Source organism: Sorangium sp. So ce590 (assembly GCF_051521365.1).
Lineage (GTDB): Bacteria > Myxococcota_A > Polyangia > Polyangiales > Polyangiaceae > Sorangium.
This window is the reverse complement of the sequence record NZ_CP150346.1, coordinates 2,046,155-2,070,979: the sequence shown is the minus strand read 5'-3', so window position 1 is coordinate 2,070,979 and position 24,825 is coordinate 2,046,155. Positions and strand designations below refer to the sequence as shown.

At 72.7% G+C, this 24,825-nt stretch carries 18 protein-coding genes; 5 read left to right on the top strand and 13 right to left on the bottom strand.

Annotated features, from left to right (window positions below):
- Positions 1–75 precede the first annotated feature (75 nt).
- The 8 genes from WMF28_RS07760 to WMF28_RS07725 form a co-directional block, all read right to left on the bottom strand.
- Entirely contained in the window at positions 76–2,850 is a 2,775-nt protein-coding gene (locus tag WMF28_RS07760; protein WP_437601464.1) for a transglycosylase SLT domain-containing protein, read from the bottom strand.
- 295 nt (positions 2,851–3,145) lie between these two features.
- The gene (gene cheB, locus WMF28_RS07755; protein ID WP_437601463.1) at positions 3,146–4,228 is read right to left on the bottom strand and encodes a chemotaxis-specific protein-glutamate methyltransferase CheB; all 1,083 of its coding nucleotides are present in this window, start codon (positions 4,226–4,228) and stop codon (positions 3,146–3,148) included.
- Between the two features lie 93 nt (positions 4,229–4,321).
- A complete protein-coding gene (locus tag WMF28_RS07750; protein ID WP_437601462.1) occupies positions 4,322–5,233 on the bottom strand; it encodes a CheR family methyltransferase in 912 nt (303 codons plus the stop codon).
- Entirely contained in the window at positions 5,230–7,338 is a 2,109-nt protein-coding gene (locus WMF28_RS07745) for a HEAT repeat domain-containing protein (protein ID WP_437601461.1), read from the bottom strand. The genes WMF28_RS07750 and WMF28_RS07745 overlap by 4 nt, the downstream gene beginning before the upstream one ends.
- Positions 7,335–7,826 (bottom strand): chemotaxis protein CheW, encoded by a 492-nt coding sequence (locus WMF28_RS07740; protein ID WP_437601460.1) that lies wholly within the window; start codon positions 7,824–7,826, stop codon positions 7,335–7,337. The genes WMF28_RS07745 and WMF28_RS07740 overlap by 4 nt, the downstream gene beginning before the upstream one ends.
- A gap of 56 nt (positions 7,827–7,882) precedes the next feature.
- The gene (locus WMF28_RS07735) at positions 7,883–8,419 is read right to left on the bottom strand and encodes a chemotaxis protein CheW (RefSeq protein WP_437601459.1); all 537 of its coding nucleotides are present in this window, start codon (positions 8,417–8,419) and stop codon (positions 7,883–7,885) included.
- Complete coding sequence (locus WMF28_RS07730; protein ID WP_437601458.1) at positions 8,412–10,673, bottom strand: chemotaxis protein CheA; 2,262 nt, start codon at positions 10,671–10,673, stop codon at positions 8,412–8,414. Before WMF28_RS07730 ends, WMF28_RS07735 begins: the two co-directional genes overlap by 8 nt.
- Positions 10,673–11,200 carry a response regulator gene (locus WMF28_RS07725; RefSeq protein ID WP_437601457.1) on the bottom strand — a complete coding sequence of 176 codons (528 nt, stop codon included), beginning with the start codon at positions 11,198–11,200 and terminating at the stop codon, positions 10,673–10,675. Before WMF28_RS07725 ends, WMF28_RS07730 begins: the two co-directional genes overlap by 1 nt.
- Before the next feature lie 309 nt (positions 11,201–11,509).
- Here WMF28_RS07725 and WMF28_RS07720 point away from each other — a divergent pair, with 309 nt between their 5' ends.
- Complete coding sequence (locus tag WMF28_RS07720) at positions 11,510–12,616, top strand: VWA domain-containing protein (RefSeq protein ID WP_437601456.1); 1,107 nt, start codon at positions 11,510–11,512, stop codon at positions 12,614–12,616.
- A 49-nt stretch (positions 12,617–12,665) separates the two neighbouring features.
- Here WMF28_RS07720 and WMF28_RS07715 read toward each other — a convergent pair whose 3' ends face one another.
- On the bottom strand, positions 12,666–13,502 hold the full coding sequence (locus WMF28_RS07715) for a hypothetical protein (RefSeq protein WP_437601455.1): 837 nt from the start codon (positions 13,500–13,502) through the stop codon (positions 12,666–12,668).
- A gap of 231 nt (positions 13,503–13,733) precedes the next feature.
- The gene (locus tag WMF28_RS07710; protein ID WP_437601454.1) at positions 13,734–14,807 is read right to left on the bottom strand and encodes a hypothetical protein; all 1,074 of its coding nucleotides are present in this window, start codon (positions 14,805–14,807) and stop codon (positions 13,734–13,736) included.
- A gap of 276 nt (positions 14,808–15,083) precedes the next feature.
- Here WMF28_RS07710 and WMF28_RS07705 point away from each other — a divergent pair, with 276 nt between their 5' ends.
- Positions 15,084–15,353 (top strand): hypothetical protein, encoded by a 270-nt coding sequence (locus tag WMF28_RS07705; RefSeq protein ID WP_437601453.1) that lies wholly within the window; start codon positions 15,084–15,086, stop codon positions 15,351–15,353.
- A gap of 45 nt (positions 15,354–15,398) precedes the next feature.
- Here the strand turns inward: WMF28_RS07705 and WMF28_RS07700 are convergent, their stop codons facing one another.
- Both WMF28_RS07700 and WMF28_RS07695 read right to left on the bottom strand, forming a co-directional pair.
- The gene (locus tag WMF28_RS07700) at positions 15,399–15,665 is read right to left on the bottom strand and encodes a hypothetical protein (protein WP_437601452.1); all 267 of its coding nucleotides are present in this window, start codon (positions 15,663–15,665) and stop codon (positions 15,399–15,401) included.
- Between the two features lie 36 nt (positions 15,666–15,701).
- Positions 15,702–19,166 carry a nitric oxide synthase oxygenase gene (locus WMF28_RS07695; protein ID WP_437601451.1) on the bottom strand — a complete coding sequence of 1,155 codons (3,465 nt, stop codon included), beginning with the start codon at positions 19,164–19,166 and terminating at the stop codon, positions 15,702–15,704.
- 590 nt (positions 19,167–19,756) lie between these two features.
- Between WMF28_RS07695 and WMF28_RS07690 the strand changes: the two genes are divergently transcribed.
- Entirely contained in the window at positions 19,757–20,662 is a 906-nt protein-coding gene (locus WMF28_RS07690) for a DUF5995 family protein (RefSeq protein WP_437601450.1), read from the top strand.
- Here WMF28_RS07690 and rlmN read toward each other — a convergent pair.
- Entirely contained in the window at positions 20,640–21,839 is a 1,200-nt protein-coding gene (rlmN, locus tag WMF28_RS07685; protein WP_437601449.1) for a 23S rRNA (adenine(2503)-C(2))-methyltransferase RlmN, read from the bottom strand. The genes WMF28_RS07690 and rlmN overlap by 23 nt on opposite strands.
- Before the next feature lie 625 nt (positions 21,840–22,464).
- Here rlmN and WMF28_RS07680 point away from each other — a divergent pair.
- A complete protein-coding gene (locus WMF28_RS07680) occupies positions 22,465–23,799 on the top strand; it encodes a hypothetical protein (RefSeq protein ID WP_437601448.1) in 1,335 nt (444 codons plus the stop codon).
- Positions 23,800–24,783: a hypothetical protein gene (locus WMF28_RS07675; RefSeq protein WP_437601447.1), complete on the top strand. Its 984-nt coding sequence runs from the start codon at positions 23,800–23,802 to the stop codon at positions 24,781–24,783.
- Positions 24,784–24,825 lie beyond the last annotated feature (42 nt).

The following is a 24,825-nucleotide window of genomic DNA, read 5'->3' as shown; positions in this document are numbered from 1 at the left end:
GACCACGACGCCGGCTGTCTTGCCTTCCGGGAGGCCTGCCGGGAGGAGCTCACCAGGGCCGCAGGGCCACTCGACTCACAGCGCGGTGCCGGCGCCGGCCGCGGGCTTCTCCCTGGCCTGCGCTCCCTTGTCGCGCCCCGCCGGCTTCTTCTCGTCTGCGCCGCCCGGCGCCGGCTTCTTTTCGCTCTCGGCGGTCTTCTTCTCTTCCGGCGTCGCTCCGGCCTGATCGCCCGCGCCCGCCGCGCCGGCGCCGCCGGGCTTGTCGCCCGCGCTCGCCTCGGCCTTCTCGGCCCGCGCCGGCTTCGTCTCGCCCGCGTCGGCCTTCTCGGCCCGCGCCGGCTTCGTCTCGCCCGCCTCGGCCTTCTCGGCCCGCGCCGGCTTCGTCTCGCCCGCGTCGGCCTTCTCGGCCCGCGCCGGCTTCGTCTCGCCCGCGTCGGCCTTCTCGGCCCGCGCCGGCTTCGTCTCGCCCGCGGCCGCCGCAGCGCCTCCCGGCGTGCTGCTCCCGTCCTTGACGACGGACCCCTCGCGGCCGTCCTTCCCGGCGCTCGCGCGCGCGGCCTCGGCGGGCGCCGCGGGCGCCATCAGCACCGCCGGCTTCACCGGCTCGGCCGCGGCCGCCTTGTCGCCGTCGTCCACCACGCCCGCCGCCTGGGCCGACGCCACGCGGACCTCGTCCTCGCGCGGCTCGACCGGCGCCGGCTCGTCCGGCCGCGAGGTCGGCACGTACACAACGAGCCGATCCCCGGGCATCAGCGGGCTCCGCCGCGAGCGCTGGTTGATCCGCTCCAGGCTGCCGACGCTCAGGCCGTAGCGGCTCGCGAGCTTGCTGAACGTATCCCCCTCTCGCACCGCGATCTCGATGCGCTTCCGCCCCTTCAGCGCCTCGAAGTGGGCAAAGAACTCCTCCGAGCCGACCTCCAGGACGCGCGCGCCGGCCTCGTCGAGCAGGAACACCCCGTCGTAGCGGTGCGACCTCGGGACGAACAGCTGGAGCGTCATCCCCTCGTGCAGCGACGCCCCGGGCGCCAGCGTGTTCCAGCGGCAGATCTCGTCGGGCGTCACCGACATCACCGCCGCGAGCTCCCGGAGCGCATCGCCCGCGACAACGCGGTAGAAGACGCGCCGGCGACCCTCGTAAGAGAAGCGCTGCGCCGGGACCACCACGACCGGCTTCGCCTCCGAGGAGAGCGGCGCGCCGTTCGCGAGCAGGTGCTCCGCCGCCGCCACGCCCACGCCCGCCGCCGCCGGGACGAACAGCAGCGCCCCCGGGCGCACCGGCTCGCCGGGCCGCAGGCCGTTCAGCGTCTGCAGCGTCCAGCGCGTCGTCCCCCGGAACGTCGCGATGTCGTCGAGCGACTCGCCCCAGCGGACCAGGTAGCGCTCGAGCTTCGGCTCGCGCTCCAGGAGCCTCGGCATCGACTTCGCCGCGCGCGCCCCCGCGCCCGCTGGCACCCGGACCTCCCAGCGCGCCTGCTCCTTCGCGTCCACCGGCAAGGGCGGCGTGCGCTTCGCCACGAGCTGCGGGTTCAGCGCCTCGATCTCCGGCGCCCCGGCCCCCGCCGCGGCCGCCACCGACTGCAGCGATATCCCGGAGCCGAGCGAGATCTTGTCGAACGTCACCGCCGGATCGAGCTCGACGTCGTCGCAGCCGAACACCTTCAGGTTCCGCGCCACGATCGCGATCGCGAGGATCTTCGGCACGTAGAGCGCCGTCTCGAGCGGCATCCCCGCCTCGAGCCGCGACAGCTCCCAGAAGTCGTTCGTGTTGTACTTCCGGATCGACGCGAGCAGCCCGCCGTACCCCATGTTGTACGCCGCGAACGCGAGCTCCCAGCCGCCGAAGCGCCGCCGCAGATCCGAGAGGTACCGCGCCGCCGCGAGGGTGGAGCGCTCTGGATCCAGCCGCTCGTCCACCCATCGGTCGACGGTGAGGCCGTAGATGCGCGCGCCCTCGGGCATGAACTGCCAGAGGCCGGCGGCGCCCGCCGGCGAGTGGATGGTCGGGTCGAAGCCGCTCTCGACGAGCGAGAGCCAGAGCAGGTCCTCCGGGAGCCCCTGCTCGCGGAGGACGCGGCGGATGGCGGCGCCGTAGCGGCCGCTCCTCTTGATCCACGTGACCACGGCGGAGCGGCCGCGCGGGTCGTCCTTGTAGTACTCGAGGTAGCGCACGACCCGGCCGTCCCAGCGCACCGGGATCTCGGGCAGATCGAGCTGGCGCAGCCAGGAGATGTCGCGGGTCTCCTCGGACATCGCCGGCGCGACGGGCAGCCCCGAGGGCGGCAGGCCGGAGGCCTCGAGGCGCGGCTCGCCCGCGCCGAGCAGGAGCGTGCCGTCGACCGGCCACGCGGGCCCGGCGCTCGGGGTCGCGCCGGGAAACAGGGCCAGGTCGATGTCGCGCATCGTGCGGAGCTCGGGCGACTCGGCGACGCTCGCCCCCGCCGGCGTCGCGGTGCCCGCGATGACCCGCCGCGCGGCCGCGTCCGGGACGCCGGGCTCCCCCGCCTTGCGCGGGATCTTTGTCGCGCCCTTCTTCGGCGCCTTCGATCGCGCCGCCGGCTTCGCCGGCGTCTTGGCGGCCACGCGCTTCGCGCCGTCCTTCCCGCTCGACGCGGCGGCGGGCCTGGCCGGCGCCGGCTTCTCCGCCCTGACCTCGCCGGCCTTCTTCGCCTCCGGCCGGTCCGCCTTGCCGTCGGCCACCCCGTCCTTCTTCGGCTCGGCCTTCTTCGCCTCGGCCGCAGCCGGCTCGGCCTTCTTCGCCTCGGCCGCAGCCGGCTCGGCCTTCTTCGCCTCGGCCGCAGCCTCCGGAGGCGCGGCGAGGCCGTCGAGAGCGACGCCCGAGAGGGCGGCCATCCAGCCAAAACAAACAAGCCTGCGTGCGGCGCGTCGGATCCGCATGTCAGGGACCGACCTGTCTCACGATGCGCCCGAGGGGTCAACTTTGACAGTCAGGCGAAACGGCCGCGAACCTCCAGAAGTCGGGGGGCTGGAGCACACACAGCACCGGCGGAGATGTGATGAAGGGAGAGATTTTAAACCACAGAGGCCCAGAGGACACAGAGGGAAGACAGCAGAGGAAGAGGGCCAGGCGAGGAGACGGGCAGAAACCTCTCTTCCTTCGGGCTTCCAGCGGATCTACCGCGCCGCCTCAGGAGAGCAGCGCGATGAAGTCGCCGATCGCCGTGAACGGAAGGCTCTCGTTCACGACCCCCGCCCGCACCGCGGCCCCCGGCATGCCGTAGACCACCGCCGAGTCCTCGCTCTCGGCCACCACCGTGCCCCCGGCCGCGCGGATCGCCCGCGCACCGTTCACCCCATCATCCCCCATCCCCGTCAGGATGATGCCCACCGCGCGGCTGCCGCCCACCTGCGCCACGCTCCGGAACAGCCGATCCGCGCTCGGCACGTACCGATCGCCGGGCGCCGGCGCCCCCACCCGGATCCGGATGTCGCCGCTCAACCCGACCCCGCTGCCCGGCGTCACCGCGATCTCCATGCACATCCTCCCGGGACATACGTAGGCCTTGCGGCTCAGCACCTGCTCGCCGTTCTGCGCCTCCACAACGCGGAGCCCGCCCTTGCGATCGAGCCGCTCGGCGAACGTGCGGGTGAACTTGTCCGGCATGTGCTGCGCGATGAAGATCGCGCCGGGGAAGCGATCCGGGATGCGGTTGAAGATCTCCAGGAGCGCCGTGGGACCGCCGGTCGACGAGCCGACCGCCACGAGGTGGCGCAGCGAGACCCCGAGCCGCGACGACTCCTGCACCGGGCGCTGCAGCGCAGGCTGCGACGCCCGGGTCGGAGCCGTGGCCGCCGGCATCGGAGACCGGGGCCGGAGGTAGCGCACAAGCAGGACCTTCTGGATGATCTCCCTGCGGATCTGCGCGTCCGCCGTGAACTGCCGGTCCGGCTTCGCCACGAAATCCACGGCGCCGAGCTCGAGCGCCTTGAAGACGTTCTCCTTGTGGCTGTAGCTCGAGACGATGATCACAGGCGTGGGCTGCCTCGCCATCAGGATGCGGAGGAAGGTGAAGCCGTCCATCCGCGGCATCTCGAGGTCGAGCGTGATCGCATCCGGCCTCAGCTGGGCGGCCTGACGGAGCGCGTCGTCGCCGTCTCCGGCCTTGCCCACGACCTCGATCTCGTCGCTTCCGCTCAAGATCTCGGCGATGTTGCGCCGGTTGTACGCGGAGTCGTCGACGACGAGCACGCGCAGGGGAGCGAATGTCATGAGCGCAAAACCTTCCGCCGGAGGTTCATTCTACCCCACCCGGAGCGCCATGGGACCACCCGTCGCCCGTACAGCCTCGACTTCGTCGGCGCCTCATCCGCCCTCCTCCCCGCCCCCCCGCTCCGGGAAGGTCTCCGCGAGCCCCAGACGCAGCGTGGCCGCCGGCTTTCGGTACACGAGATCCTCCCGCAGGTGCACGATCTCGAACGCCGTCGTGACGTTCAGGAGCGACTCGGAGTGGCCCAGCAGGAGGAACCCGCCGGGCGAGAGGCGCTCGTAGAAGATGTCGATCACCCGGCGCCGCGACTCCTCGTCCAGATAGATGAGGACGTTGCGGCAGAAGATGACGTCCACCCGCCCGACCACCGCCGCGCGCGACGAGTCGAGCAGGTTCAGGTGGCCGAACTGGCAGAGCGAGCGCAGCTCGTCCACCACGTGGAACCCGTCCAGCCGCTCCGTGAAGTAGCGCCGCTTCAGCTCGGGCGGCGCCACGCGGAACGACGAGGCGCCGTAGATCCCCTTGCGCGCGGCGACCACGCAGCGGCGCGAGATGTCGCTGCCGAAGATCCGGACCTCGCCGCGATCCACGGCGCCCGACTCCCGCGCCGTGATCGCGATCGAGTAGACCTCCTCGCCCGTCGAACAGCCCGCGCTCCAGATCGACAGCCGGCCCTTGGCGCCCCCCGCCTTGACGATCATCGGCACGATCTCGGTCATGAGGGCGCGCAGCTGGTAGTCCTCGCGGAAGAAGTACGTCTCGTTGACCGTGATGAGCTCTATCGCCTCGTCGAGCTCGGCGCGCGCGCGGCTGTGGGTGCGCAGGTACTCGTGGTACTGCGCGAACGACGAGAGCCCGAGCACCACGACCCGCTCGCGGAGCCGGCGCTCCATCGACGTGCGCGCCTCGGGACCGAACTGGAGCCCGCAGTGCTTGTTGAAGAGGTCGCGCAGCCTCTGGAACTCGTCAGGCAAGAGGCGGATCTCGTCGTCCCGCCGCCGGTTCACAGCACCTTCCCCGACGGCGGCCCGCCGGACATCCCCGAGGGGGACGTCGCTCCCTCGCCGCCCTCGCTCGAGGCGGGCGCGCCCGGCCGATCCCCGGCCTCGCCCCACGGCGGATCCGAGCGGAACGGGGCGCCCCCCTGCGCCGCCGCCGCGACGAGCTCCGGCTCCCCCGACGCGCGCACAAGCCCGAGCAGCTCGCGGGCGCGCGCCCGCTCGTCCCCCGCCCGATCCGCGAGCGAGGCGTACAGGCGGCCGAGCGCCCGCGCCGCCGCGAGCCGGACCTCCCGCTCCTCGTCCGCCAGCGAGAGGCTCAGCACCTCGAGCGCCGAGACGCCCGCCGCCGCCGCGATCGCGGTCACCGCCGCGCGGCGCGCGCGCACGTCCCCCACCGACGCGGCGCTCGTGAGGAACGCGATCTCTTCAGGATCCGCCGTGCCGAGCGCCTCGATCACGATCGCCGCCGCGAGGTGGGTCTCCTCCGCCTGCATCAGCGGGCGCGCCAGCGCGCGCGCCGGCTCGGGGTACCGCTCCGAAAGCCCCGCGAGCGCGCACTCCGCGGCGCGCGCGACCGGCAGCGAGATCGCGCGGGTCTGCGACACGACCCGCGAGAAGTCGTCCGCGGTGCCGATCTTCGCCAGGCCGTAGAGCGCGCTGGTCGCCACGAGCGTCGAGGGGCTCTTGACCGACCTCCGCACCGCGCCGAGCAGCTCGTCGAGCGTCGGATCGGCGGCGGGCTGCGGCGGACGCGCCAGCGCGCCCTCGCGCCAGCGCTGCTCCGCGATCGCCACGGCGCCGTCGATGAGCGCGGCCGTCGCGTCGTCGAGGCCCTCCCAGAGATCCGGATCGGGATCGATGTGCCGCTCGAGGTAGGCGAGCACCGCGGGCAGCGCCTCCCCGCCGAGCAGCCCGAGCGCGCGCTGCGCCGTCTCGACGAGCGCGGGCTCGATCATGGCCTGCACCGCGGCGTCGGCCGCGCCAGGCGCGCGCGCCATCGCCGCGAGCAGGAGCGCGTGCGCGCGCCCGCCCACCGGATCCACGCCGACGCCGCGCCACGACGGGGGCTCCGCGCCGGCGGAGCCCGGCGCGGCGGAGGCGACCTGCACGAGGCGGGCGCCCACCTCCTGCGGAGCCGCGCGCAGCGCGTCGACCACGTGCGACGCGAGCGGCCCCTCGACGAGCCGCGCGAGCGCCCGGACGAGCTGCGCGAAGGCGCCGCCCCGCGCCGTCGCGAGCGCCGCAGCGAGCGCCCGCGGCGCCTCCGGGCTCTCCGCGAGCGCCGCGGCGACCAGCGCCGCCGAGCGGAGGATCGGGTCGTCGATGAGCAGCGACAGCACCCGCCACGGCACCGGCGCCTCGAGCCCGTTCAGCCCGTTCAGCGCGGTCAGCCGCACGAAGCGATCCCGATCGCCGAGCCGCTCGTACAGGATGTCCGTCACCCGCTCGCGCGCGATGAGCCCCATCCCGGCGATCGCCTCGATCGCGCTCTGGCGCAGGTTGTCGTCCTTCTCCGCGAGCGCCGCGTAGAGCGCGTCGAGCGCGGCCGGGTCGCGCGTGCGGCCGAGCGCGTCGACGACGAGCTTGCGCTCGTCCCCCGTGAGCTCGCCGAGCGCCGCGACGAGCGCCGGCGTGGCGTCGCCGCCGCAGTAGCCGAGCACCTCGATGGCCGCGTTCCTGAGGCCGACGTCGTCGCTCTCCCGCAGCGCGCCGAGCACCGCCCCGACGAGGAGCTGCGCGGCGGACGGCCGCTCTCCCTCGGCGCCGACCGGCGGCGCGGGCGGCCGCTCGCCCTCGGCGCCCTGCGGCGGCGCCGCCTGGATCAGCCGGTGGCACGCGTAGGTCGCCTCCTTCCGGACGCGCCAGTCGGGATCGCCGAGCGCGCGCAGCAGGAGCGGCAGGGCCTCCGTGACGTCCGCCCTGCCGAGCCGCGCGGCCGCCTGGCGGCGCTCCTCGGCGTCGTCCGCGGCGAGCGCCGCGGCGATGGCCGCGATCGGCATCGGCGTGCTCCGCACGCTGGGCGCGATGGACTCGGGCTCGGTCGGCCAGGGGCCCGCGTCGCTCACGCGCGGACCCCCGTACGGGCCGAGATCGTCGAAGGCGCGGCTCACGGGGCCTCCAGGAGGGCGCCCGACGCGGCGAGCGCGAGCGCGAGCTCGATGAAGCGCCCGACGTCGAGCACGAAGATCATCCGCTCGTCGTGGGTCGTCACCCCCACGATGCCGCGCAGATCGCCGCTGCCGCCCACGGGCGGCGTCGGCCGGTAGTCGCCGCTCGTCCCGAAGACCTCCGTCACGGCGTCGACGACGAGCCCCACCGTGTGCGTCCCCACGTCGACAAGGATCCACTTGGTGCTGCGGCTCGGCTCGACCGGAGGCAGCCCGAAGCGCACGCGGAGCTCGATCACCGGCACCACCTCGCCGCGGTGGTTCGCGACGCCGGAGACCTCGGGGGGCGTGTGCGGCAGCATGGTCACCTCGAGCGGATTCACGATCTCGCGCACCCGCGTGATGTCGATCGCGTACTGCACGTCGCCGACCACGAAGCCGACGAGGCTCTTCTGCGGGTCGGGACGGCTGCGCTCTCCAGTCAACGGCATCTGAGCCTCCGAGCGCCCGGGCTCTGCGAGCCGCCCGGGCGCGGACGATTCGTCCGTTAGGACGCGAGTATGGCCTGCAGGTCGAGCAGGATGATGACGCGCGGCTGCGCCTCGCCCTGGGTGCCATCCGACGCGCTCGCCCCGTGCATGGGCCGGGCGATGCCGGCGATGTAGCCCGCGACGTCCCCCCCGAGCGCCGTCGCGGCGTGCTCGATCTCGGCGTCGGCGAGCCGGTAGACCTGCTGGACCTCGTCGACGAACAGGCCGAGCGTCTCGCCGTTCGCCGCGTCGACGAGCAGGATGCGCGCCCGCCGCTGCGGCGCCCCCTCGTGCAGCCGCATCCGCCGCCGCAGATCGATGACGGTCACCAGCTGCCCGCGCACGCTGACGATGCCCATCGTCGAGTCCGGCGCGCGCGGCACCGGCGTGAGCGGGGGCGGCTTCAGGATCTCGCGCACGAGCGAGACGGGCGCGGCGTAGGTGTCGCCCGCGAGCGTGAACGCGAGGTACTCGGTCCGCGGGCCGCTCGCCTGCGCGCGCGAGTTCCTCTTCGAGACGGGGATCCGGGCGGTCCTTCGGGAGAGGTTAGCCATGGGTGCTCCGCGGGTCGTTGCGCTGCCGGTCGCCGCCGCCGTGGAGGATCTCCTCGATGAGCGCCGGGGCGTCGATGACGAGCGCGATGCGCTGATCGCCGAGCTCCGTGGCGCCGGAGAAGCCGCGCACCGAGGCGAGCGACGGGCCGAGCGCCTTGAACACGACGTCCTGCTGGCCGATGAGCGTGCTCACGACGAGCCCCAGCCTGCGCGCGCCGACCGACGCCACGACGATGTACTTGCGCTTGTTCCCCCCCTGGAGCCCGAGCGTCCCGCGGCCGCCGTCACCGCGGCGCCCGCCGGACACGGCGGCGCGGGCCGCCGAGCCGCCGCGCGCCCCGCCGAGCAGGCCGGCGATGCGCGCGCTGAGCTCCTCCTCCTCGTTCAGGCCGAACAGCCGCGCCAGGTAGCAGAGCTGGAGCGTGCTGTTGCGCAGCGTGATCATCTCGCGGCCGTCGATCTGGCGCACCGTGGCCTCGTCGAGCGCGACCGCCTCCTGCACGTTCGTGAGCGGGATCGCGAAGAGCCGGTCGGCGACGCGGACGATTAGCGCGCTGATGATCGCCAGCGTGATCGGCAGCGTCACCGTCATCTTGGTGCCGATGCCGGGCTCGCTGTGCACGTCGATGACGCCGCCGAGCTTGCTGATGTTCGTCTTCACGACGTCCATCCCGACGCCGCGCCCCGAGATCTCGCTCACGTCGGTCTTCGTCGAGATGCCGGGCTGGAAGATGAGGTTCAGGACCTCGCGGTAGCTCGTGGTCCGCGCGTCCTCCGGGGTCATGACCCCGCGGCGCAGGGCGGCGTCGAGCAGCTTGTCGACGTCGATGCCCTTGCCGTCGTCCTCGATCTCGATGACGACGTGGTTGCCCTTCTGGAAGGCGTTCAGCGCGATCGTGCCGACCGCCGGCTTGCCCACCGCCTCGCGCACGCTCTTCGACTCGATGCCGTGGTCGATGGCGTTGCGCATCATGTGCATGAGCGGGTCGCTGAGCTCCTCGACGATGAGCTTGTCGACCTCGGTCTCGGCGCCCGTGATGACGAGGTTCACGAGCTTGTCCGCGTCGCGGCTGATCTGGCGCACGACGCGGGCGAGCTTGTCGAAGACCTGCCCGAGCGGGACCATCCGGACCTCGAGGATGCCCGCCTGCATGGCCGCGAGGTGCCGGTCGAACGTGCGCTGGAGCCGGTGGAGGTCGAGGGAGAGCTCGCGCTCGGTCGGCGCCGCCCGGAGGCGCTCGACGAGGCGGCCGAGCGCCGATCGGACGAGGGCGAGCTCGCCGACGATGTTCATCAGCCGGTCGAGCTTGTGGATGTCGACCCGCACCGTCTGGGCGACCGAGCGGATGGAGCTGAGCTCTCCCTTGCGGTTGCGCGCGCTCGACGGCGGGCTCGCCGCCATCGAGCCGGTCAGGTCGACCGCCCGCGACACGCCCGTCGGCACGCCGCCCCGGAGCGCCGCGGACATCGACGGCATCCCCGGCGGGGCGACCCGGCCGTGCCCGTTGTTGTTGCGCCGCGGGATCTCCTCGACCGCGGCGCCGGCCTGGTGCAGGGCGCGCTGGAGCTCCTCGAGCGGCGCGCGCGAGGCCATCAGGATGTCGAGCTCGATCGAGTCCTGGTCCGCGCCCGCGCCGGTCGGCAGGTAGGTGATGATCTCACCGTACGGCTTCGCGGTGATCTTCAGGTCGTCGAGGGCCTGGTCGATCGTGGCGAGGTGGAACTGCACGCGGAGCCGGAACAGGGTCATCCCGCTCGCGATGTTCGTGCGCAGCCGGTGCTCCTCGTACTCGGTGAGCACGGAGAGCAGCCCCGGATCGAGGTCGTAGTTGTCGTCCGGGAGGCCGGCCGCGCTCGGGCCGGCGTCCTGGTGGAGCAGGCGGAGGAGGTCGTCGACCTCGGGCATGGGCGCGTCGCGCCCGTCCTTCTCGTTCTGGAGGATGCGCCCGTAGAGCTCGACGCTGCGGAACAGGAGATCGAGGACGGACGCGCTGATCTCGATGCGGCCGAGGCGCAGGTTGTCGAGCAGCTCCTCGAGCTCGTGCGACAGGGTGGCCATCCGGGTGGCGCCGAAGAGCCCGGCGAGCCCCTTCAGGGTGTGCACGGCGCGGAAGACGTCGTTGATGACGTCGGGGTCGACCTTGTTGGTCCGCACCGCCTCGTCGAGCGCGAGGAGGTCGCGCCCGAGCCCCTCGACGATCTCCTGCGCTTCCGAGAAGAACTCTTCGCGCGCCCGATCGCCGCTGTCGACCATCAGCCGCCGCCTCCCTCGTCGGAGCCGGGCTGCTTGGTGCGGGTCACCGGCCCCGGGGCGCGAGCGGCCAGCGGGGATCGGCTCTCCTCGGCGCCGCCTTCGCGGTCGGCCGGCGGCGGGGCATCGGTGTCGGCGTGCTCGGCCCGCCAGTCCAGGCAGGCGATCACCGCGTCGCGGAGGGCCTCGGGCGTGAACGGCTTCGGGAGGAAGAGGTCGGCCCCGAGGCTGAGCCCGCGCTGGACGTCGCGCTCGGTCGCCTGCGTCGAGATGATGAGGATGCCGACGCGCCGGTAGCGGTCGCTCTGCCGGACGAAGCGGATGAGCTCGAGCCCGTTGATGTCGGGCATGTTGATGTCGGTGATGACGAGGTCGAACGCGCCGCGCGGCAGGAGGCGGAGCGCGTCGAAGCCGTTCATCGCCTCGACGATGTCGACGTCGCCCGCGAGCCCCAGCACGCAGTCCTCGAGCGTCGAGCGTACATACGCTCGCATTGCCGGCGAGTCCTCGACGATCAGGATGCGTGCCATGTCCGCGACAGGGTAACGGAAATCCGCCGGGGGAGAGCAACTCGCTGACGGCCCGACGGCGGCGCGCGCGCTCCGGCTCCTGCCGCGCCGCGCGCCGGCGGCCTATGTACGGCGGTCTCCTGCCCGGTGTAAACCGGCGCGAGCGCCCTCCGGCGCCGACCGGCGAGGCGTCCGCGCGGCGGCCTCCCCGGGAAGGGCCGCGCTGCCCGCCTGCGGGCGCGGCCGCGTCCGGCTGGCGCGCCGGCCGCCCGGCGGGCCGCCTGCAGCAGTGAATTGACAGCGCAGCGTCCGATGCGCGCTAATCGCGCCGTGAAAATTCTCTTTTGTTCACCAGCGTTCCGGATCCTGCTCGCCGCCATGTTCGCTCTCTCGAGCGTGGCCTGCGGCGGCGGGCTGCGGGTCAACCGGATCAACTCCGCCCAGAAGAAGCCGAACAACGTCTGGGTGTTCTTCAGCGTCGATGCCGGCGAGGACGAGCCGGTGGGCGGCCTCACGGCCGAGGACTTCGAGATCTACGAGGACGGCGACCTCGTCTCGAAGTTCGAGAGCAAGCAGACCATCCAGAACCCCGAGGTCGCGGCGGTCATGTACACGATGCTGCTCGTCGACATGAGCGGCAGCATCACCGAGTCGGGTCAGGCCGACGCGCTCGTCGACGCCGCGCAGTCGTTCAGCGATCGGGTGGGCAAGAGCCAGAAGGTCGGCGTCTACGCGTTCGATGGCGAGGTAAAGATCCACTCGGTCGTCCCGTTCACCGAGGCGCAGGGCTCGGTCCAGGGCGGACTCGAGGGGCTCCGGAGCTACAAGCCCAAGGACACGTCGACGAACCTCCACGGCGGCGTGGTCGAGGGCGTCCGGGAGCTCAAGAAGCAGCTCGACAGGGACCGGCGGCCGCTCAAGTTCGGCACGCTCGTCGTCTTCTCGGACGGCACCGATCGCGCGAACCGCGTGAGCCGCGACGACATGCTGAAGGAGCTCAACAAGGAGGACTACAAGAATTACCAGATCTTCGTCGTCGGCGTCGGCGCCGAGATCGAGAAGGCGAGGCTCGACGAGATCGGGCGCGACGGGACCGAGCTCGCGGCGGACCAGGCCAAGGTCAAGGAGTCGTTCGAGAAGATCGCGGCGAAGATCGAGGCGCACATGAAGCGCTTCTACCTGCTGTCGTACTGCACGCCGGCGCGCGCCGGGGAGCACGAGGTGGAGATCAAGGCGATCCGGAAGGAGCCGTCGGCCTCGGGGTCGCTCGCGTGGAAGTTCAACGCCGACGGCTTCGGGCCGCCGCCGGAGTGCGATCCCAACACGCCGCCGTCGTTCGATCTGAAGGCGACCACGCCGGTGGAGGAAGGGAACGGAGGAGGGGGAGCGAAGGCGAACTTCAAGGCCAGCGCCGGCGTGAAGGTCGAGGCGAAGTGAAGAAGGGCGCCGCGGCCTCTCGACGGCCGCGGCGCGGTTCCTCCGGCGGCTAGCGCGGCACCTCGGGGACGAACTCGGCGCCGAGGCGGAAGATCAGGAAGTCCTTGGTGACGTTGCCGCTGCCGCCGGGCCACAGGAACGGGCTGCCGGTGCTTCGGTCCGGCTCCCACTCGTACCACATCCACCGAGCCTCCTTGTCGATCTCGCAGACGACAGAGAACTCGTTGCCGGGCTCCGGGATCGTGCGTTCGGTGTCGTTCGTCTCTCCGAACACGACATGGCCGTTCGCGGACGGCTCGGTCGTCACCCAGCCAGCGCTGGTCGTCTGGGGGTCGAGATCGCCGCCGTTGCAGCGCGCGATATACTGGTTGACGGTCTCCAGCGTCGGCCCGAGCGAGCCGAGGTCGTAGTCCTCGCCCGTCGCGCAGACCTCCCACGCGCCGTTGCCGGTGAAGACGGGCGCGGCTCCCTCACGGAAGAACTGGCCGATCACGCCCTGCGTCGTGAGCTTGTCGGCGTACGTGATGATGTAGAGGTAGTGTCCAGCGTTCGCGGACGCCGCCGGCACGGTGTACGACTCGGGCCCATTGCCGATGGGGCAGGAGAAGATCGCCTGGGCGAGGTTGTTCTCGATCCCGCCGAAATAGCTCAGGAGCTCGTCGCCGGTCCCGTAGCCGAAGCCGTACGCGTTGTCGGCCGTGATGATCACGCTCACCGCGCTCGAGAGCTCGGTTCCCCCGCCGCCGACGCCGGCGATCTCCCCGGGACCGTCCTCGTCCTCGCCGCCCGCGCCCCCGGTACCGGCGCCGGCGCTGGCGCTGGCGCCGCCGGGATCGGTGCCAGCATCCGAGCACCCGGACGCATGGAGCGCGACAGCAAACGCCAAGGCTGAAGCTGAAACAAGCCGTAGGTTCATTGCACAAGGATCGGCGAAGTCGCGCCCTGCGTAAAGGCTCGCCGGGGCGCGAGATCACGCCGTCGCGGCGTCGCGGCGTCGCGGCGTCACGCCGTCGCGGCGTCGCGGCGTCGCGGCGTCGCGGCGTCGCGGCGTCGCGGCGTCGCGCACGTTTGTCGCTGACCTCGCGGGCGGAGGCGCCCGCAGGCGCGCGGGGGCAGGTCAGGGCACGATCTCTCGCACGCTGCCCTTCTTGTACAGGAGCCCATCGGGGCCTACCCCGTCGCTCCGGAAGTAGACGCTGATGTTGGGCTTGCCCGTCTCCGATCCAGGGCGGGTCGGCTCCCCGGTGAGCCTCATCGCGGGATCGATGCCCGGCTGGCAGGGCTCGCCCCCCACGCCGAAATCGGTCCCCTGGTCGACGTGCTCGTGGATCTTCACCCAGGCGCCGCCGTCCGCGCCGTCGGTCTCATCGATCCAGAGCTCCTGCTTCACATCGCCGTTCGGCAGGTCGTAGACGAGCTGCTTGTACCCGATCCAGACCTGCTCCGGCATGCCGCCCTCCCAGTACGTCCTGCTGAGGATGGCCACCGAGGCGGGGTGATTCGTCTCCTTCTCGAAATCGATCTTGCCGTCATAGCGCATGCGCGCGGCGATCCCGCGCGTGTCGCACTTGTTGTCGTCCTCGTCGCCGATCGTGCCGTGGTTTGTGCGCGTCATGGCGACGAGGCCTCCGTAGGGAGTCCCGTCGTCGGCGGCGCGCAGGAAATACATCGTCACCTCGACGTCGCGCCACGGGTCCTCGAGCGCGGGGTCGTGCACGTACATCCGCGGAACCCTGCCGCTGATCTTGAGGATGCCCTGGCCGTCGGTGTCATACGAGGCGTCGCCGTGGTCGGCGTCGAACCACGCGTCTTCCGGGTCGATCCCTGAAAACGTGCGCGCAGCCCCGTTGTCCCAGGTCGAGGACCACGCCTTGCCGGAGGGCAGCGTGGGCCGCAGCATCGCGATCCCGAACCTGTCGCGCTGGCCCGCCTCCCCTCCCCCGACGCCGGTCGAGCTGGACACCTCGGCGCTGCTCGACCCGGACGAGGCCTCGCCGGCGCCGCCGCCGCCAAGGCCACCGCCGCCAAGGCCGCCACCGCCAAGGCCACCGCCGCCAAGGCCGCCGCTGCCACCGAGGCCGCCTGCGCCGGGCGAGCTGCCCGCCGCGGGAGCGCCCTCGTCGGCGCAACCGGCGCTGCTCAGGGCGACAGCCGACATGACCGAGACCGCGATCGTCAAAGAGACGCGCATGTCTCCGGAATAACACAGCCTCATCGAGGCGGGCGAGCTCGGAATTGAACCACAGAGAGGAACAGAGGACACAGGATATAAAGAACGAGAGAGCTGGCCTCCCCTCTCACTCCTCACTCCTCACTCTTATCTCCTGAGGAATCCTCTCAAATTTTTCGGAAATTCACAGGGAAGCGGGGAGGCGGGGAGTATACAGCGGGATTGCGGCTTCCAGGTGTCTGCCCCATGAGATCACGCGAGCATCGCCTTGCCAGGCGATGCGCCAAGGGGGGAATCATGAAGAATACGCTCGTCGCGCTGGTCCTCGGCGCGCTCTCGTTGTCTACCCTGCTGTCCAGCAGCGATGTTGCGGAAGCTCAACGACGGCCGCCGGAGGGCTCCTATCTCAGGACGTGCAGAAACGTCCGGACCGAACGAGGCACGCTGTCCGCGATGTGCAGGGACCGAAGGGGAAACTACCTCAGGACGCGCATGGTGGACTTCCGGCGGTGCCGAGGAGACATCGAGAACGACAACGGCCGGCTCCGCTGCGCCGGTCGCCGCTGACGCGCGCCGCAGCCGGACAGGGCGCCCGCCGCGCGGTGGGCGCCCTCAGCGGCGAGGGAGCGGGGCCCCCGGCGCGATCCGGCCTTCCTCGACGGCGACCACGTACGGCGGCAGGCGGCCCGCCCGCACCGCGCGGACGTCGGCACGCATCGTCGCCGCGTCAGGGTAACGCTCGACCTTGTGGAACGCGAGGGCACGATCCACGACGTCGCACACCTCGGAGGGCACGTCCGGCGCACACGGCGCGAGCGACGGCGCCCGCTCCGTCGCCGCGGCGATGAGCAGGCGCGCGTCGGCGACGTCGCCGTGCATCGCGCGGCCGGCGAGCAGGCCCCCGAGGAGCCCCCGCTACCCCTTCCGCGGCTTCCACGGATCGTCCTGATAAAGATAGTTCGGCTTCAGGATCTTGTTCTCCATGTTGGTGTGGAACACCCCCATGGTCGACGCCGACATCGGCGGCACGATCCACGTCCAGTCCGCATAGACCGGGCGCTCGCACTGCCGCTCCTGCTGCTCGAACTTCTTGAAGTACTCCGAGAGCGTGTGGTGGTCGAGCATCCGCACCTTCGCCTGCCGGAACGAGTGCAGCACCGCGAGGTTCAGCTCGACCAGCGCGGCGTCCTGCCACAGCGTGTCGCTGCGCGACCGGTCCAGCCCGAGGCGATCCGCGATGAGCGGCAGCTGGTTGTACCGCGTCACGTCGCTCAGGTTGCGCGCGCCGATCTCGGTCCCCATGTAGAAGCCGTTGAACGGCGCCGCCGTGTAGTGGATCCCGCCGAGATCGAGGGCCAGGTTGCTCACCGCCGGCAGCGCATGCCACCTCAGCCCGAGCTCGGCGAACCACGCGTGGCGCGGGTGCTCGATCGGGACCTCGAGCACCCGCTCCCGCGGCACCTCGAACCACCGCGGCCGGGCGTCGCCGATCTGGAGGATCAACGGCAGCAGATCGAACCGCGTCCGCTCCCCACCCGGCCACCCCAGCGCGAGGGCCTGCTCCGTCAGCTCCACGTTCGCCGGATCGCCGAGGATGCCCCCGTCCGGGAGCCGGTAGCCCGCATAGCGGACGATCTGCCCGTTCCAGATGCGGATCCGCGGCTCCCCCGGCCTGAACACCGACATCGTCGCCCGGATGTCGCCCCCGTTGGTCGCCAGATCGAGGTGCTCGAGCAGCGCCTGGAAGATCTCCTCCTCCGTCTTCAGGTGCCGCAGATCGCGCACGTGGAGCGTCGACCAGAAGAACCGCCCGATGCAGCGCGAGCTGTTGCGCCACGCCAGCCGCGCCCCGTAGGCGAGCTCGTCGGGGAGGTGCGTGTACGTCCCGTCCTTCTCCAGGCTCGCCCGCACCTCCTGCCAGCGCTCGTCCACGGCGGAGGGCACCCCGAGCTCCGCGTAGCACTGGCGCAGGAACGCCTCGGCCTCGATCGGCACCGCCGCGGGCGCGGTCGGGGTCAGGTGAAACGACCCGTGCTCGACCGGACAGACCCCGCCGGCCACGCGGACAGCGCCGGCCCGCCGGAGCGGCGTCGGGCGGATCGCTCCGGCGGCGTCGACGTTCGAGGTGAACAGCTCCCGCTCGATGGCGTCCTGCGGCCAGCCCGCCGCGCGCAGGTGCTCGAGCGCGTCGCGCATGAAGGCCTCGGGCCCGCACACGAGCGCCCGCGAGCCCGGCCGGTAAGCGTACAGCTCGGCCACGTGCTCCCGGGACAGCCGCCCCTCCGCCTGCGTCGCGCGCAGGCGGAACGCGACGCCGGGCGTGCGGGCAGCGACCGCGCGCAGCTCCTCCTCGAAATAGAGGAAGTCCGCGGCGCGCGACGCCGACCAGTCCAGCAGGAAGCCCCGCGCGTCAGGGCGGTCGGCCCTCCCGTCGAGCGCCCGCAGCATCGCCATGGCCGGCGTGACGCCGATCCCGCCCGCGAGGAACACAACCCGCTCCACGGGCGGCGCCGGAAGGACGAAGCTGCCCCGCGGCGCCGAGGCGCGCAGCAACGAGGCCGCGGCGCGCTCGCACAGCCACCGGGAGAAGACCCCGAGCTCCTCGCGCTTCACCGTGATCTCGTAGTCGCCGCCCGCGCGCGCGGGCGCCGAGAGCGTGTACGCGCGCGCCACCCAGCGCCGATCGAGGTAGCCCTGCACGAGCACGTGCTGCCCGGGGACGGACGCCGCCGGCGCGCCGCCGATCGGCGACAGCGCGATCTGGAAGATCCCAGGAGAGAGCTCCCGCGCGCCCTTCACCTCCGCCTGCACAAGGCTCGACCCGCCCAACATCTCCTCGATCGCCGGGACGCAGCCGCCGCAGATCTGCCCCGCCCGCGTCCGCTCGGACAGCTCGGCCAGCGTCGCGCACCCGGCCTCGACGAAGCCCGTGATCTGCCCGCGCTTGACCCCGGCGCAGTTGCACACGACCTCGTTCGGCTCGAACAGCGCCGCGGGCTGATCGAGCTTCAACTCGCCGAGCTCCCGGAACGTCGTGAGCTGCCAGCCGGGCAGCGGGGCGCGCGCCATGAGCAACCGCATCGCGGACGGGAGGCCCTGCCACTCGCCCTCGATGTGCAGCCCCGCGAGCTGCCCGTTCGACACGAGCAGCGCGCGGCGCCTGTCGCGGTCCCCGCACGTCACCCACCGGAGGCTCACGGGGGGCGCGTCGAGCCACCGCGCCGAGACGCCGCTCCCGTCGAGCGCGCGGGAGAGCGAGAGGATCCGGCCGCCGCTGTCCACGATCGTCGCGACCGCCACCTCCTTGCCGGCCAGCGCGCCCATCGCCGCGCCGTCCTCGACGATCGCCTCGCGCCGGGAGAGGAGCCCCTGCCCGGGGAGCAGGTGGACGTTGACGTAGTCGAGCGCGTGCCGCTCGGCCCACACGTCGACGCTCACGGGCGGGAGCTCGAGCCAGGCCTCGTCCGACCCGCGGGCCGCCTCGGGGATCCCTTCGGCGGCCACGCTCGCCCACCCCTCGATCAGCGCCTCGGCCGCCGCCCGTCGCAGGCCCGCCTGGACCAGCGTCGCGACGGCCCTGTCCGCCGGCGTGTCCACGTACCGGATCTCGAAGGTGTCCTCGCGGAGCAGCTGCTGGACCAGGTTGTCGAGCCGCCCCCGCAACCCGGCGGTGAACTCCTCGAAATCGAGGGTCCCGTCGCCGGTCGTGTCCGCGGCCAGGAGCAGCGCCCTCGCCTCGTCGGTCGGGACCCCGAGGCCGGTGAGGTAGGGCAGGAGCTCGTCCTCGCTGAGCGCACGGTTGCGGTCGCGATCGATCTCCTCGAACCTCCGCCACGCGAAGCGCTCGCTCGTCAGCGCGGCCCGGATGGCGCTGGAGAGCGCGGCCGCCACCTGAGCGCCGGTGCGCGCGGCCGGGCCGCAGACGACAGGCGCCTGGGCGCCGGGCTGCTCGAGCGCGCGGATCACCATGCGGGCCACGTCGGCCGGCGCGACCCAGGGCAGCGCGCCATTTCCGAGCGGCAACGGCAGCGTGCGACGGAGCCGGATCTCCTCGCGCCAGAGGTTGAGCGCGCTGAGCAAGGGACCGTGCCACACGGCCGTCACCCCGGCGCCGGCGGCGCGCACAAATGCCTCAGCGTCGCGTATCTGCTGCCCCACCCGGCTCGACGGAGGAAGGTACGGGCCCACCCAGAGGAGGTGCGACGCCCCCACCTCCCTGGCCGAGGCGACGAATGTCCGCGCGACCACATGAGGATAGGCGAGATCCGCGGTGCTCAGCACGAGCGCGATGGTCGGCTCCGCGGGCTCGATCGGCAGGGATTGGAGGAAGGAGGCGAGGTCGTTCTTCGGCTCGGAGCAGACGATTTTGAGGAAGCTCATGGTGCTCGGCAGGGGCAGCCGCGGAGGGGCGAAGCTCGCCCTCCCGCGCGCCGGTCGACGTCGATGGATGCGCGCGGACGCGCGATCGCGCCGCCCAGGATACGGCGCATCGCCCGGCGACCCGAAAGGCGAAACGTCGGCTCGATGCATCACGCGCGAAACGCCGGAGCAACGCGTCGCATACCGCCGCGTCAAATCGTCGAATCATGCGCGGCGTCAGGGAATCCCGCATTCTCTGTGAAGGCTATCCCCGCCCGCGCGTAACAAACTGCCCCATGGGGCAAATTGGCGCGCCCGTCAGCTCTCTCACCATGTCGGGAGATGACGCTGATGTGGCCACCGCTCGCCGGTCCGCTCCGGATAGCCACTGACCATGGCCGAGGATCTCGCGCGCTCGCCCGGGTCTTCCACCGGACGACAACCGCTGGATTCGCAGGAAATTCCGGGAGAAGCGGCGCAACGGACGAGCATGTCTGGGGCGGCCGTGCGCGCTCGAGCTCCCTTCAGAGTGCCTCTCCCCCTCAGCACTGCACACGACGGCGAACTCGACATATGGGCACGATCCTTGAATTCGCTCGCTCAGCGCAGCCATGAAGACCCTTACTTCAGATCGGCCCCTGGCGATGGTGAGCAAGCAGACGCGGTCGTCGGCCGCGTGCCGTCCCGCGGACTCGGCCGCCCGTCACGCCATCCTGCGGGGGGTGACGATGACGCCGGAGAGCGTCGCGGAGGCGCTCGTCGCGCTGGAGACGGTCGCCGCGCGGCTGCGCGAGAGGAACGACCCGCGGGCGGTGTTCCCCGACGTCTACGCCGTGATCACGCGCCGCGTGAAGGAGGCGGTCGTCGACGGCACGGACCGGCGGTTCCTCGAGCCCGCATGGATCTCGCGCCTCGCCGGGATCTTCTGCGAGTACTACCTGAAGGCCCTCGCGGCGTCGCTGGACGGGCGCTCCACGAAGATCGAGGCGTGGGACGTCGCCTTCGCCTGCAGCCGCGCGGGCGGGACGGCGGCGGGAGCGCACGCGCTGCTCGGCATCAACGCGCACATCAACTACGACCTGGCCCTCGGGCTCTACCGGAACATCGTCCAGCACGGCGCCGCGCAGGACGCCCGGCTCCTCGGCCGCTACCGGCACGACCATGACCTCGTGAATGAAATCCTCGCGGCGGCGATGCCCGAAATCTTCGCGATCCTGAGCGATCGTTATGGCTGCCCGCTCGCCCGCGTCGCGACCGTGACCAGGGAAGTGCAGCGCGTCGCGTCCAGCGTCGTGCTCTTCATGCTCAAGAGCTGGCGCGCTCGGGTCTGGGCCGACCTGCTCTCCTTGCTGGGGACGCTCGAGACGACCCGCGAGACGGGCAAGCGCGCAGTGATTGCCCGGATGAACCAGCACGCGGGCAGGGTCGCTCGCACGTTCGCGGCGGGCAACGGGGCGCTGCGCGTGGGGGCCCCGCTCGTCCGGAGCGCCGCCCTCACGCTGGCGCTGGCTGCCTGACGCGGGCCACCCCTGCGAGCTGGCCGCAGGCGCCGCCCACGTCGCGCCCCCGCGGCCGCCGCACAAGCGTGGTCACGCCATGGCCGGCCAGCCGTGCCACGAAGGCGTCGAGCCGCTCCGCGGACGGCGGGCGCAGCGCCGGATCCGGGCCGGGGTTGCAGGGGATGACGTTCACGCGGCACCGGAGCCCGGTGACGTACGCCGCGAGGAGATCCGCGTCCTCCGGGGCATCGTTGTACCGGTCGAAGAGCACGTACTCGAACAGGACGCGCCGGCCGGGCGGCATCGACCTCGCGAGCGCCTCCTTCAGCGCCGCCATCGAGAAGCGCGCGTTGACCGGCATGATCGCCTGCCTGCGGGCGTCATCCGGGGCGTTCAAGCTGACGGCGAGCTCGGCCCGCGCCTCGCGGAAGAACGGCTCGATCTTGTCCACGACCCCGACGGTGCTCACGGTCACGTGCGACGGCGCGAACCGGAAGGCCCGCGGGTCGGTGAGCAGGCGGATGGCCTTCAGCACCTCGCCGAGGTTGTCGAAGGGCTCCCCCATCCCCATGAAGACGAGGTTCCGGAGCGGCGCGCCGCGGCGCTCCGCGGCGAGCGCCTGCGCGATCCGGACCTGATCGACGATCTCGCCGGCGGCGAGCTGGCGCGCGAGCCCGAGCCGCCCCGTCTCGCAGAACGCGCAGGCCCGGGCGCAGCCGACCTGGCTCGAGACGCAGAGGGTGGTGCGGGCCGGCCCCGGGATGAGCACCGACTCGATGAGCGCGCCGTCGCGCGCGCGCAGGACCAGCCGGAGCGTGTCGTCCTCCGACGGCGCCCGCTCGGCGATCTCTAGCGACAGCCCGGGATCGAGCGCGAGCAGCGCCTCGTGCGCCCACGCCCCGACGCCCAGGGCCGCGAGCGCGCGCGCGTCCCACGCCGGCGCGGTCCGCGGCGCGCCCGGCGCCGCGCCGAAGGCGTGGCGCACCACCTTGCCGGCCACCGCGCGCGCCGCGGACGCGGTGCCGCCGGCCTGACGGAGGAGCTCCGCGAGCGAGGCCGCGTCGTGGTCGGCGAGCCGCGCGCCGGCGCGCGCGCTCCTCCGGATCAGGGGGCGCGCCGCGACCTGCGCCGGCGCCGGCGGGTCGCCGGCGCGGAGGCCCGGCGCGCTCTCTTCGGGGATCTCCGGAACGCGCATGCGCACCAGCTAGCACGCCGCGCGCGGCGCCGCGCGGCCCGGCGATCACCGCCCCCGCGCCCCCGGTCGATCCCCAGGCGCCGACGGTCCGCCTCTGCAGGTCGTCACACGGTTGTCAACGACGACCCGCGCGCTGGACCCCGGTCCCCCCTCGACTTCCCGCAACGTGGATGAAATCTGGGCGCTGTCTGGGGTCATCAGGTGGCCAATCTGTGGACAAGCATGTGGACTTCCAAACCCGGCTCAGACGCGTGATTTTTGGGTTGCAGATCGGTTCCGGAGGAGGGAGTTTAGCGCCCGGAAGTTCTGCGGCGCGTCGAGCCGCGGAGTGCCGGAGATCGCAGAAAAATCGGTGGCATCGGTGTGGGCGGCGCGTCCATGCCCGGGCTGGCGTTGGCCGGCGCCGGCGCTTGGAGGAGCTGTCGCCCCGCGAGCAGCGCAGGACCCGGCAGCTCCTTGAAGATGCCAGGGGCCCCGTGTGGGTATTCCACATGCTGGGAACAACCTGTGGATTATTTGTCCGTGCTGCGCCTGCCGTGCAGCGGAGGTCGGGTGGCCGGTACGCCGCGGGCTCCGGAGTTTTTGTAGCGCTCGCGGTCACACCGGTGGGCTACGTTGCGGGCCGATGCCCGTACGGAACGGCTCCGCCCGCTGCGCGCCGCGCGCGCTGATCGCGATCGCGGCGGGGAGCGTCTCCGGGGGGCTCATCGCGGGCGCGGCGGCCGCGCAGGCGCCTCCCCGGGACGCGCAGGCGGAGGCGGCCCTGAACGAGGCGATGGGGGTCGACTACCTCGAGACCCGGTTCGATCAGGCGGAGCGCAAGCTGCGGGCCGCCATCGACGCCTGCGGCGCGTCGGATTGCTCGCCTGCGGTCGAGGCCAGGCTGTTCGTCGCGCTCGGCTCCGTGCTCGCCCTGGGCAAAAAGGAGCTGGGGGGCGCGCGCGACGCGTTCGCGGACGCCCTGCGCATCGATCCGTCGGCGAAGCTGAACCCGGATCTCGCGACCCCGGAGGTCTCGTCCGCGTTCGAGCAGGCGCGCGCCGCGACCGGCGTCGGGGCGCCCGCGGCGGCCGGGACGCAGCTCAAGATCGCGCCGCCGCCCGAGCAGCTCATCCGCACGCCCGTCCCTGTCCATGTCGAGGTTTCGGCGCCGCCGGAGCAGGAGCGGCCGCGGCAGTGCATCGACGACCGGCAGTGCAACCGCGGGCTCACCTGTGTCCGCGGCGCGTGCGCCGCGACGAGATCTGCAAAGCAGGCCGCGCCCGACGTCCGGCGGAGCTGGGTCGGGCTCACCTTCTCGCCCGACGTCGCGCTGTTCTCCGGCCGTGACGTGTGCTCCCTCGCGTCGCAGGAGCGCGACAACTTCGTCTGCCTGCGCGGCGACGGGACCCGGTACGACGGCGCGCCCACGCCGGGCGTCGCGAACGACGTGAACCTCGGCTTCGCGCTCGCGACGTCGCGGGTGGCGCTCGCCTACGATCGGCTGGTCCTCGACAACCTCACGGTCGGCGGGCGCGTCGGCCTCGCGGCCGGCGGCACGACGGACGGCGGCGCCACGTTCCTGCCGCTCCACCTCGAGGCGCGCGCGCAGCTCTTCCTCATGGCGCGGCCGTTCGAGCAGCTCGGCGCCCGTCCCTTCGTGCTCGCCGCGGCCGGGGTCGCGCAGGTCGACGCCGAGGTCGACGTGAAGGTCCTCGAGGACGCGGCCGCGTGCGGGGCCGATCCTGCCAGCATCGAGAGCCCGTGCACGAGGCCCGGCCAGAGCGGGAGGATCGAGGAGCGCCAGCAGACGCTCGCCGCGACCAGGCAAGCGGGCCAGGGGTTCGCGTCGCTCGGCGTGGGCGTTGCTTATGCGCCGCTCGAGGCCGTATCGCTGAACCTCGCGCTCCGCGCGAGCCTCACCTTTCCCGCTATGACCACCGTCCTCTCTCCCGAGGTCGGTCTCTCCCTGGGGTTCTGAATGGCCGACACCTCGGATATGCGCCGGGGCGCGACGCCCCCTGGCGCGCTGCGCAACCCGAAGATCGACGCGGCGATCGAGCGCGCCGTGCAGCTCGGCGATCCGGCCGAGCTGCTCGCGCTGCTCGATCGCAGCTCCGGGCTCCCTGCCCGGCGCAGCGGGGGGCGCGCGCCCGGCCCCGACCTCGGGCCGACCGCCCCCTTGCCGCGCGTGAACCTGGATCTCGCGCGGGCGGTCGGCGCGGCGATCGCGGATCGCGGCGCGCCGGCCGAGCAGCTCGTGCGCGCGCTCTGCGCGAGCACCGAGGAGTACGCGCTCATCGTGGCGGCGCAGGCGCTCTCGGCGATCGCCGCGCGCGGGGCGCCGGCCGCCGGCGCGGCAGGCGCGGGGCGTCCGTCACGGGCGCGCGGCGCTCGGGGCGGGCTTGATCCGCTCGACGAGCTCGGGCAGCTGGCCGAGGATCCGCGGCGCGTCGTGCGCGACGGGGTCGTGGCGGCGCTCCGCGCCGTCATCGCGGCGCGCGGCGACGCGCTGGTCGGCGAGCTCTCGTCCTGGACCGACGGCTACCTGCAGGCGTACGTCGCGCTCGAGGCGCTCGCCGAGCGCACGCTCCTCGCCGGGCTCTCGGCGGGCGCGGAGGTTGTCGCGCGGCTCGAGGAGGCGTTCGCGATCTCGGACCGCTCGCCGCGCGCCGACGAGCGGCTGCAGGGGCTGCGCCTCCTCCGGCAGGGGATGCCCTCGCAGATCGCGGCGCTCGCGGGGCGCTTCCCCGAGGTCGTGCGCTGGCTCGAGGAGAAGACGCAGGCGGAGCGCCCCGAGTCGCGCGACGTCGTGGCGCAGGCGATCGCGGCGCTCCGGAAGGGGTCCTTCTCGGACGCGGAGGCCGCCCGGCTCGCGACGGCGCTCTCGGCGAGCGCGCCGCCGCCGCGCGATCCGTCGCGCATCGTCCAGGGGACGCGCAAGCGGAGCAAGGGGCGGAGGTAGACGGGCGGCGGGGCCTGCGTGCTGCGACGCGGGAGAGTCGCA